This window comes from Gordonia sp. UBA7860, from assembly GCF_002500165.1.
Lineage (GTDB): Bacteria > Actinomycetota > Actinomycetes > Mycobacteriales > Mycobacteriaceae > Gordonia > Gordonia sputi.
In genome coordinates this window covers 95,958-106,309 of the sequence record NZ_DLSO01000126.1, presented here as the reverse complement: position 1 = coordinate 106,309, position 10,352 = coordinate 95,958, and the positions used below count along the sequence as shown (strand labels likewise).

At 66.4% G+C, this 10,352-nt stretch carries 12 protein-coding genes; 5 read left to right on the top strand and 7 right to left on the bottom strand.

All coding sequences use genetic code 11. The features are described 5' to 3' along the window. Window positions 1-1,239: mycothione reductase (locus B3T59_RS16190; protein WP_287004315.1), on the top strand; the 1,239-nt coding region annotated here is incomplete at its 5' end. Between the two features lie 15 nt (window positions 1,240-1,254). On the opposite strand, the gene B3T59_RS16185 is transcribed toward B3T59_RS16190, so the two are convergent. From B3T59_RS16185 to B3T59_RS16175, 3 genes are all read right to left on the bottom strand, one after another. Continuing rightward, window positions 1,255-2,091, bottom strand: a complete 837-nt coding sequence (locus B3T59_RS16185; RefSeq protein WP_251721098.1) for an alpha/beta fold hydrolase — start codon at window positions 2,089-2,091, stop codon at window positions 1,255-1,257. 97 nt (window positions 2,092-2,188) lie between these two features. Then, on the bottom strand, window positions 2,189-3,748 hold the full coding sequence (locus B3T59_RS16180) for a cobyric acid synthase (RefSeq protein WP_287004313.1): 1,560 nt from the start codon (window positions 3,746-3,748) through the stop codon (window positions 2,189-2,191). A 4-nt stretch (window positions 3,749-3,752) separates the two neighbouring features. Beyond that, window positions 3,753-4,151: a winged helix-turn-helix transcriptional regulator gene (locus B3T59_RS16175; RefSeq protein ID WP_251721096.1), complete on the bottom strand. Its 399-nt coding sequence runs from the start codon at window positions 4,149-4,151 to the stop codon at window positions 3,753-3,755. Between the two features lie 158 nt (window positions 4,152-4,309). On the opposite strand from B3T59_RS16175, the gene B3T59_RS16170 reads away from it, so the two are divergent. Then, complete coding sequence (locus B3T59_RS16170; protein ID WP_287004311.1) at window positions 4,310-5,029, top strand: SDR family oxidoreductase; 720 nt, start codon at window positions 4,310-4,312, stop codon at window positions 5,027-5,029. Window positions 5,030-5,057: 28 nt separating this feature from the next. Here the strand turns inward: B3T59_RS16170 and B3T59_RS16165 are convergent, their stop codons facing one another. The 4 genes from B3T59_RS16165 to B3T59_RS16150 form a co-directional block, all read right to left on the bottom strand. Further along, on the bottom strand, window positions 5,058-5,300 hold the full coding sequence (locus tag B3T59_RS16165) for a hypothetical protein (RefSeq protein ID WP_287004310.1): 243 nt from the start codon (window positions 5,298-5,300) through the stop codon (window positions 5,058-5,060). Window positions 5,301-5,378: 78 nt separating this feature from the next. Beyond that, complete coding sequence (gene map, locus B3T59_RS16160) at window positions 5,379-6,242, bottom strand: type I methionyl aminopeptidase (RefSeq protein WP_287004309.1); 864 nt, start codon at window positions 6,240-6,242, stop codon at window positions 5,379-5,381. After that, complete coding sequence (locus B3T59_RS16155) at window positions 6,239-6,829, bottom strand: zeta toxin family protein (protein ID WP_251721092.1); 591 nt, start codon at window positions 6,827-6,829, stop codon at window positions 6,239-6,241. The genes map and B3T59_RS16155 overlap by 4 nt, the downstream gene beginning before the upstream one ends. Next, window positions 6,826-7,203: a TA system antitoxin ParD family protein gene (locus B3T59_RS16150; protein ID WP_005204930.1), complete on the bottom strand. Its 378-nt coding sequence runs from the start codon at window positions 7,201-7,203 to the stop codon at window positions 6,826-6,828. The genes B3T59_RS16155 and B3T59_RS16150 overlap by 4 nt, the downstream gene beginning before the upstream one ends. A 210-nt stretch (window positions 7,204-7,413) precedes the next feature. Here B3T59_RS16150 and B3T59_RS16145 point away from each other — a divergent pair, with 210 nt between their 5' ends. The 3 genes from B3T59_RS16145 to B3T59_RS16135 are packed head-to-tail and all read left to right on the top strand — an operon-like array spanning window position 7,414 to window position 10,291. Beyond that, on the top strand, window positions 7,414-8,427 hold the full coding sequence (locus B3T59_RS16145) for a heme/hemin ABC transporter substrate-binding protein (RefSeq protein ID WP_005204931.1): 1,014 nt from the start codon (window positions 7,414-7,416) through the stop codon (window positions 8,425-8,427). Beyond that, window positions 8,424-9,503, top strand: a complete 1,080-nt coding sequence (locus B3T59_RS16140) for a FecCD family ABC transporter permease (RefSeq protein ID WP_005204933.1) — start codon at window positions 8,424-8,426, stop codon at window positions 9,501-9,503. The genes B3T59_RS16145 and B3T59_RS16140 overlap by 4 nt, the downstream gene beginning before the upstream one ends. Further along, window positions 9,500-10,291, top strand: a complete 792-nt coding sequence (locus B3T59_RS16135) for a heme ABC transporter ATP-binding protein (protein ID WP_005204935.1) — start codon at window positions 9,500-9,502, stop codon at window positions 10,289-10,291. The genes B3T59_RS16140 and B3T59_RS16135 overlap by 4 nt, the downstream gene beginning before the upstream one ends. The last annotated feature ends 61 nt before the right edge of the window (window positions 10,292-10,352 follow it).

The window sequence follows — 10,352 nt, the reverse complement described above, 5'->3', positions numbered from 1 at the left end:
TTCGTCTACCCCGCAGAGGTCGCCGACATCGCCTCGGACGGTGACCGTTTCGGCGTTCATTCCCGAGTCGAGGGCGTCGACTGGCCGGCGATTCGCGACAGGGTGTTCGGGCGGATCGATCCCATCTCGACCGGCGGACTGCAGTACCGCGAACTCGACTGCGACAACATCACCGTGTACGCCTCGCACGTCGAATTCGACGGCCGCGACGACGACGGCCTGTACCGACTCGTGACCGCCGACGCGCTGGTACTCGCCCGCGAAGTGGTGATCGCGGCGGGTTCGCGTCCGGTGATACCGCCAGGCATCACCGAGTCGGGCGTGACCTACCACACCAACAACGACGTGATGCGACTCCCCGACCTTCCAGAACGCATGATCATCCTCGGAAGTGGTTATATCGCAGCCGAATTCGCCCACGTCTTCGGATCGCTCGGCACCCAGGTCACGATCCTGGCGCGCGGTCCGAGGCTGCTCCGCAAACTCGACACCGAGTTGTCGACGCGGTTCACCGACATCGCGAGCGCCAAGTGGGATGTCCGGCTCGAGCGCGACCTCGTCTCCGCCGAGAATCGTGCAGACGGCGGGGTCCGACTCACGCTCGGCGACGACGAGATCGTCGAGGCCGACGTCCTCCTCGTGGCGACCGGGCGGGTATCCAACGGAGACCGACTGGGCATCGAGACGATCGGCCTCGACCTGACCGACGACGGTCGGGTCGAGGTGGATTCACACGGTCGTACCGGTGCGCGTGGAGTGTGGGCACTCGGCGACGTGAGTTCGCCGTTCCAGCTCAAGCACGTGGCCAACCACGAGGAGCGCGTCGTGCAGGCCAACCTGCTCAAGGGTTGGGACGCACCAGATCTCGACACCTTCCAGCACGACGTGGTGCCCGCGGCGGTGTTCACCCACCCGCAGGTCGCGGCGGTGGGCTTGACCGAGTTCGAAGCGCGCGACCGCGGCCACAACATCGCGGTCAAGGTGCAGGAGTTCGGCGACGTCGCGTACGGCTGGGCGATGGAGGACACCACCAGCGCATGCAAGGTGATCGCCGACCGCGAGACCCGCCGCCTACTCGGAGTCCACATCATCGGCCCACAGGCGCCGACGCTCATCCAGCCGGCGATCCAGGCGATGAGCTTCGGCCTCGGCGTCGAAGAGATGGCGCGCGGGCAGTACTGGATTCACCCGGCCATGCCGGAGGTTCTGGAGAACGCGCTGCTCGGCTTGGAGTTCTGAAGCGAGAAGATCTCGTCAGAACACCGCCGAGCGCAGCGAGATCTCGCTGGCCAACTCTTTCGCGGCCTTCTGCGGAATCCAGTGGTCGATGCCGGGCAGTTCACAGAACCGGTAATCGCCGTAGACGTAGCGGCCACTCCCCTGCGCCTGCGCCCGGCCGAGCGCGGTGTCGCCGTCGCTCCACACCAGGGTGGTGGGGATTTCGATCGGCGGGCACGAGAGCGTCGCGGCGACGTCGCCGGTGAAGTTGGCGCGATACCAGTTGAGTCCTGCCGTGAGCGCCCCAGGTTCGAGCAGCGGCGCCAGTTCTTCGGCCGTCACTCCTGCGCGACGCAGCAGCACGCCGTCTCGCGCAAGGAGCATCTCCTCCGCACCCTCGGCGATGAAATCCTTGATGTACGCCGACTTCTGGCGCTGATCGTCGGAAGCGTCCGGGTCTTTGATCGCATCGCGCATCGCCGACGGATGGCCCGTGCTCGCCACGATCAGTCCGGTGAACCGGTCGGGATGCTTACCTGCGAGATGCCAGGCGACGATTCCACCCCAGTCGTGACCGACGAGAATCGCGTACGGCACGTCGAGCGCATCGAGTACGCCGAGTGCGTCGTCGACGAGCGCTTCGAGCCGGTAGGCCTCGAGTCCCTCGGGACGAGCGCCGGGACTGTAACCCCGCTGATCGACCTGGATGGTCCGCAGGCCCGACTCGTGCAGGCGGTCGGCGACGTCGTCGTAGCAGGAGCTGTTCACCGGGAAGCCATGCAACAGCAGCACCCACGGGCCGCGGTCAGGACCGCCGACGCGAACGTCGAAGGTCAGGTCGCCGACTGTGATCTCGCGCCGCTCAGTTTCCACTCCACCAACCCTAGCGGCGGGACCGCCGATGAATCAGCGGGTTGAGCCGGGTCACAGGTTGCAAATCTCACTCCTTTCGGACCCGCTACCCCGACGCTCACCGGTGCCCGTCCAGGTAGTGGGCAATCGTCGGCGCTCGTCCCGCTGCGCCGCCGCCGATGATGTCGCAGATCGCGGCCATATCGAGGTGCGCTGTCACCAGGTCAGCCATGAGATCGAGTTGCCTGCCCCGGATCGCGGCGACGTCGGTGTCGTCGGCCGGTTCGAAATACTTACCCGCACCTGCGGCGACCTCGCGCAGGTAGCCGCGCCGGAACTCATTCGACGCCAACAGCCCGTGCCAATGCGTGCCCCGGACCGCGCCGCGGCGGGCACCCTCCGGCCCCTGCACGGCATCGTCGACCCACGACGCCTCCGACGAGTCGACGACCCTGCCGTGATGGATCTCGTACCCGGTGACCTCGACGCCGTCGACGACGCCAGTCGTCGTGCGCAGCACCTTCTCGGGCTCGAATCGGACGTCGACGTCGAGCAGACCGAGACCGTCGACGACGGCCGTCCCGGCTGCTTCGACCGGGTCGACGATACGTTTGCCCAACATCTGGAAGCCACCGCAAATACCGAGGATCGCGCCATGCCGTGCCGCGCGTTCAGACAGCGCGACGTCGAGTTGGCGTTCACGAAGCCACGCGAGGTCGGACACCGTCGCGCGCGTTCCCGGTACGACGACCAGGTCGGCGGTACGCACCGACGTCGGGTCGGCGACCCAGGTGACATTGACACCCGGTTCGCAGGCAAGCGCCTCGACGTCGGTGGAGTTCGAGATGCGTGGCAACCGGATGGCGGCGACCGTCAGCCGCTCGGACGCGCCCGAACCCTCACTGTGCGCGCCCGCGGCTTCGGGCGGACCGACCCTGCGTCCCACCGGCGCGGCCAACGAGTCCTCGGCGTCGATCCACAGATCGTCGACAAATGGGAGAACGCCCAGCGTCGGGCGACCGGTCAGCGCGCTCAGGGTGTCCAGGCCGGGGTCGAGGATCGTCTGGTCGCCGCGGAACTTGTTGATCACGTACCCGGCGATCAACGCCTGGTCGTCGGGATCAAGGAGTGCGGTGGTGCCGAACAGGTGCGCGAGCGATCCGCCGCGGTCGATATCGGAAACGAGAATCACCGGTAGGTCTGCCGATCGCGCGAGACTCATGTTGGCGATGTCGGAGTCGCGGAGGTTGATCTCGGCGACCGATCCGGCGCCTTCACAGATCACAACGTCGAATTCTGCACGCAGAGAATCGAGTTCGTCGGCGACCACCTCACGCAGCTCCGCTCGGCGGGTGAGGTAGTCACGGGCTCCCACATCGCCCGCAGGTCTGCCACGGACCACGACGTGCGAACGTCGGTCGCTTCCCGGTTTCAGCAGCACCGGGTTGAATCGACTCGACGGTGCGAGTCCGCATGCCGTGGCCTGCAACGCCTGCGCACGACCGATCTCACCGCCATCGAGCGTGACGACCGAATTGTTGGACATGTTCTGCGCCTTGAACGGCGCGACGCGCACGCCCTCGCGCACGAGCGCTCGACACAGCCCAGCCACGACGAGGCTCTTGCCCGCGTCGGAACTCGTACCCCCGACGAGGAGCGCTCCGCGTAACTCCGTCACCGGCTCACCCTATCGGGGCGCTCCCGTCGGTCCGCGTCGGCGCGAGATCGTCGACGAAGCGTCGGTGCGCGTCCTCGACATCGGGGACGTGATCCTCCGCCCATGCCCGCACGGCCGCAAGCGGCTCCAACAGCGACCGACCGAGATCGGTGAGCTGGTACTCCACATGCGGCGGCTGACCACCGAAGTCGAGACGGTCGACGAGTCCGTCGTAGTTCAGGGCGCGCAGGGTTTCCGTCAGCACCTTCGGGGTGATGCCCTCGATATGCGCCTTGAGCGCGCTGAACCGCATCGGGCCGTCGGAGAGCGCGGTGACGACGAACACCGTCCAGCGCGCCCCGATCCGGTGCAGCACAACCCGACTCGGACACGTCGCTGCCATCACGTCGTACGCCTTGGCCATCTCTTCCTCTCGCCGCAGTCGCCTATGCCGTCAGTTGCCTCTACCAGCACCGCTCGACTCCTGGATCTGTGCAGGTCGTCGACGATTTCGTTGAAGATACCGGTATCAAATCCATACCGTTGTCGATGTTCAGCTTACCGATCTGAAGGGACCACGCCATGAGCGCACACCTGTCCGGCACCACCGTCCTCGTCGTCGGAGGTGCCAAGAATCTCGGTCTGGCGATCGCACGCCGAGCCGACGCCGCCGGAGCTTCGGTGATCATCGGCGCGCGTGACATCGATTCCGCGGAGAAGTCGGCCGCAGAGCTTCGCGACGCACGCGGGATCGCGTTGGACGTCACCGACGAGCAGTCGATCGCCTCGGCCGCCGCCGAACTCGGGGCCGTCGACCACATCGTGAGTACCGCTGCGGCACATCACAATGTGCCCGTCGCCGAACTCGATCACGATGCGACGGCCAAGGCGTTCGACGCCAAAGTGATCGGACCGATGTTGCTGGCCAAGCATTTTGCGCCGCAGATGCCGCCGAGCGGATCGATCACCCTGTTCTCCGGTGTTGCCGCATGGAAGCCCGCGCCGGGCTACTCGGTCATGGGCATCACGAACGGAGCGGTTTCGTTCGCGGTCAGCCATCTGGCCAACGAACTGAAACCCATTCGCGTGAACGCGATCTCGCCCGGAATCATCGACTCCGGAACCTGGGATGCGATGCCCGACGCCGACCGAAGCGCGTTCTTCGACGGTGTCGCGGGAGGCAATCTCGCCGGACGCGTCGGCACCGTCGACGACATCGTCGACGCCGCCGAATGGCTGCTCACCGCCGGATTTGTGTCCGGGGAGACCATCCACGTCGAAGGCGGGGCGCGCAGCGCCTGATCGGCCGACACCAACGTCCAGGACGCAGTCAGTGGGCTTCGGCGATGATCGAGCGCTGCTTGTTGAACATCGTCGCGAGGTTTCCGGTGGTTTCCGAACTCGTTGTCGACGCGGCGGAGGTGCCGAACACGTCGTATTGCTCGATGAACACCACACCGCGCTCAACTCCGATCACCATCACCGAAGCAAACTGGAGTATGGCCTGAACTTCGTCGGCTGAGCTTGTGATGTTTATCGCATGGTAGGAACCATTGATGCCGGCGATCGTCAATGGCGTGACGTGGGGGGCTGGCCCACGTCTCGACTCCTCACGCCTCCACAAGCGCCATCGCCTGATCCGGGCGAAACACTACGCGTCGGGAATCGTCAGAACCTCGGCGCCGTCGTCGGTGACGTCCAGCGTGTGCTCGAACTGGGCGGTCCACTTCTTGTCTGCGGTGACGACGGTCCAGCCGTCGTCCCACATCTCCCAGGGCAGGCCGCCGAGATTGATCATCGGTTCGATCGTGAACACCATGCCGGGTTCGATCACGGTGTCGACGTTGGGCTGGTCGTAGTGCAGCACGACGAGCCCGTTGTGGAACGTCTCGCCGATCCCGTGTCCGGTGAAATCGCGAACGACGGTGTAGCCGAACCTGTTCGCGTACGCCTCGATCACTCGTCCGATGACGTTGAGCTCACGACCGGGCTTGACCGCCTTGATCGCACGCTCGGTGGCAATCCTGGTGCGCTCCACCAGATCCCGCACCTCCTGCGAGACATCGCCCGCCAGGAACGTCGCATTGGTGTCGCCGTGCGCGCCGTCGATGTACGCGGTCACGTCGATATTCACGATGTCGCCATCTTCGATCACTGTCGAATCAGGGATGCCGTGACAGATGACCTCATTGAGAGACGTGCAGCATGACTTGGGAAAGTCTTTGTAGCCCAACGTCGATGGGTACGCACCGTGGTCGATCATGTACTCGTGTGCGATACGGTCGAGTTCGTCGGTGGTCACACCGGGTGCCACAGCCTTGCCCGCCTCGGCGAGCGCGTTGGCGGCGATCTTCGACGCCACACGAACCTTCTCGATGACCTCGGGGCTCTGCACCCACGGCTCGTGGCCCTCGTTGACGGTCGGCTTCCACACATATTCGGGACGCTCGATGGAGTCGGGCACCTGACGGATGGGTGTCGGCTTTCCTGGTCGAAGAGCAGTGCGCACGGTCATACCTCCAGACTAGGCTCCGTGATCTCGACCAGTTCGTGGGGCGCCCACGACGGCCACCGCGCGGTGCCCGCGTGGTCGCCGTCGACGAAGCGCGCGACGATCCGCGTGATGTCGGGAGCCGAGTTGTCGTACACGGTCGCGTGATCGACCATGCCGATCGCAGCAGACACCAGCGCCCACAGCCGCGTATATCTGCCACGGATCTTGTCCTCCGGCACGAAATGGCCGCCTTCGACGACCCGTTCGGCGACACGTGCCACCGAGAGATCGACGGGAACGAGTACGACGTGGAGGACGACGACGTAGCCCGATCGTCGCGCGCGGGTTATCAGGTGCAGCTTCGACGGATGAGAGAAGACGGTCTCGGCGACGAACGACTCGCCCTGCTCGATCAGCGTCTCGCGGATCGTCGAGGCGATCCGGGCTGCCTCATAGGAGTGCGCCTCGGGAGCGTCGGGCCAGCGCTCGCGGGCGATCACGTCGGCATTGACGAACACGCTGCCCGGTAGGAGCGGCGCGAGGCGCTGCTCGACGAACGTCGTCTTACCAGCACCGTTCGGCCCGACGACGAGGTCGAGCCGCTTCACAGAACGATCTGCGTACCGTCAGGCAGATGCTTCACGACGCGGCCCTGGTCGTCGAGTGCGACCGTCGCGAGACCGCGAGCCGCACGATCGGCGACGTGATTGCCGGTGGCGAGCGACTCCTCGAGCGATGCCGCGATCTCCGCGTTGAACACCGCCCCCTCCTCGATCGACAGATCGCCGAGCGGGAGCCGTCCGGCGAGTGCGGCCTCGACACGACGGCGGGCGACCTGCCGCTGGTCGGACACCTCACGACCGACCCGCACCCAGTGCTCGAGTTGCTGTCGCGCAGAGCGTTGTTCGCGTCGACCCTCCGACGCCGCGGCGTCGACGAGCTCCGATGAGAAACGAGTTACCTTGTCGGCGACGTTCGCCATGTCTCCTCCTGACCTCGAAGTCTCGTCCTGACCACAAACCTCTACCCAGTGTAGCAATCTGCTACGCCGAGAGCTGGTCGAGAGCCAGATCCCTCGGACGTCACGGTCGATGCGACGACTAAGGTGAGACTAAGCCGACGCATTGCCCCAGGTGGCACAGATGGCATGTCGGGGAAAGTGGGAGGTCGCGGGCGATTGAGGTCTTCACGGGTGCTCGCGGTGTTGCTGGGAGCGCTGGTCGCGCTTATTGCGGGATGTAGCACCGTACCCATCCAGCAGTCGACGAGCAGTTCGGTTGCCGCGACCGCACATCTACGCAACGGTCCATCGACGGCGACGCTCCCCGACCCCGACGTCGTGCCGGTCACCACGACCCCGAGCGCCACACTGCCCACGACTGTCGACTCCGTCGGACACGGCAGGGTGACGGTTGCCGACACCAGCCGCATCATCGCGATCGATCGCAACGGAACGCTTGCCAACACCGTGTTCTCGCTTGGTCTCGGATCGCGGGTGGTCGGCCGCGACACGTCGACGACGTTTCCGTCGGCGTCGATACTCCCCCTCGTCACGACCAACGGGCACACGCTCAGCGCCGAGGCGGTTCTCGCGCTGAACCCCACCGTGGTGCTCGTCGACGAGGACACGACACCGCCCGGCGCCGTCGACCAGATCCGCAACTCCGGCATCCCGGTTGTCGCGTTCACCTCCACTCGAACGATTGCCACCACCCCCGCCCTCATCCGCGACGTCGCCGCCGCCCTCGGTGTCCGGCAGGCCGGTGAGCAACTCGTGACGCGGACCGAGAAGGAGATCGCCGACGCCCGAGCAGCGGTGCCCAATCCGTCGGGCAATCCGCGCATGGCGTTTCTCTACATCCGCGGCCCACGACTGGTGCTCATGTCCGGACCGCAATCGGGGGCCGATGATCTGATCGCAGCGCTCGGCGGCACCGACGCCGGGACCGCATCGGGGCTCAAGCCCGGGTTCACCCAGGTCACCACGGAAGCACTGCTCACCGCGAACCCCGATGTGATCCTCGTGATGACCCAGGGGGCCGACTCGGTCGGCGGACTCGACGGCGTCCTCGCGCTCCCCGGTGTCTCGCAGACCAGTGCGGGCAAAGCGCATCGTGTCGTCCAGATGGACGAGACCGAGATGCTCTCGTTCGGACCCGACACCGGGAAGGTGCTCGGCGCGCTCGCCCGGGCCATCTACGTATGACCCTGCAGCGCTCACCGTCGCGATCGCGACATCTCACCACCCACGGCGGCCGCGCATCGGGTGTCGTCGTGATCGTGGCGCTCCTGGTGTTGACCGTCCTGGTGGTGATCACGTCGGCGGCCGTCGGGCAGGTCAGCGTGTCACCCGTCGAAGTCCTCGGCAGCCTCGCACACCACCTTCACGTGTCGATCGGACCGCTTCCGGCCGACATCGGTGAGTACACGCTCTGGAACGTCCGCTTCCCCCGAATTGTCATGGGCCTCATCGTCGGTGCCGCGCTCGGTGCGGGCGGGTGTCTCATGCAGGGCGTCCTGGCAAACCCCCTCGCCGAGCCCGGCGTCGTCGGAGTGTCGTCGGGAGCCGCCGTCGGCGCGGCACTGATGATCGTCGTCGGAGGCGTCGGCGTGAACGGGTGGGCACTCGCCGCTGTCGCTTTCGTCTTCGCGCTCGCCACCTCCGCAGCGGTGTACGTACTCTCGCTGCGCGACGGCTCGTCGTCGCCGATCATGTTGGTACTCACCGGGATCGCCGTCAACGCTTTCGCACTCGGCGTCATCGCCTACCTCACATTCATCGCGTCGACGACGGCCCGCGAGCAGATCGTGTTCTGGCAACTCGGCTCACTCGAGGGCATCGGCTGGGGGCCGGTGTGGGTGGCGCTGCCGCTCGTCGTCGCGGCCGTCGCGGCGTCGTTTCTGTTGGTGCACAAGCTCGATCTGCTCGCGCTCGGCGAGGTGCAGGCCGCGTCGCTCGGCGTGAACGTCGAAGTGGTGCGTCGGCAGGTCATCGTCTTGGTGGCCATCCTGACCGCGGCCGCCGTCGCGTTCACCGGCATCGTGATGTTCGTCGGACTGATCGTGCCGCACCTCATGCGGCTGATCGTCGGACCAAGACATTCGATCTTGTTGCCCACCAGCGTCATCGGCGGCGCACTGGTCCTCGCTGCCGCCGATCTCGCGGCCCGGACCGTGATGCCTCCCGCGAGCCTGCCGCTCGGCCTGTTCACCTCGATCGTCGGCGGGCCGGTCTTCTTCCTGCTCCTACGCCGGAGTCGGAATGCGGGAGCCGGCTGGTGAGCGCTGACACCCCGACACCGGCCGGGCTGCTCGGCGAGCACATCGACGTCGAGCTCGGCGGGCGAACCGTGGTCCGCGACGTCACCCTGGAGGTCGCGCCTGGCGAACTCGTCGTGCTGGTCGGCCCCAACGGATGCGGTAAGTCGACGCTGCTGTCGGTGATGGCGGGTCTGCGAACTCCGCAGGCGGGCCGTGTGACGGTCGGCGGCGTCGACATCGGCGGAATGCACGCACGGGATCTGGCGCGGGCACGCTCGCTGGTGACCCAGCAGAATCGTCCGGATACGCCGTTCACGGTCGCGGAGGTCGTCGAAATGGGTCGGTATCCGTGGCTGCGTACTCCGCAGGCCGCCGACTCACCGCGGATCATCGCCGAGTCGATGCGCCTGTGCCATCTCGACGACATCGCCGAGCGCTCATTCGGACAGCTCTCCGGAGGCCAGCAGGCGCGCGTCTCGCTGGGTCGTGCGCTCGCACAATCGACCCCGATCATGCTTCTCGACGAACCGACCGCGGCCCTCGACATCCACCATCAAGAGGGCGTCCTCGACATCTTGCGCAGCCACCGCGACAACGGCGCCGCCATTTTGCTTGTGGTCCACGACCTTTCACTCGCCGCCGCCTACGCCGACCGCGTGGCCCTGATGAAGGAGGGCCATCTGCTGGCGGTCGGCTCGGTGCGCGACGTGATGACCGCGGACCGACTGTCGGAGACCTACGACCACCCCGTCGAGATCTGGGACCACCCCGAGACCGGCCAACCGGTGATCATCCCGCGGCGCCGCTGAGTCCGGGTACTCACTCGACCCCGGGTACCCACTCGACCCCGGGTACCCACTCGACGTCGTA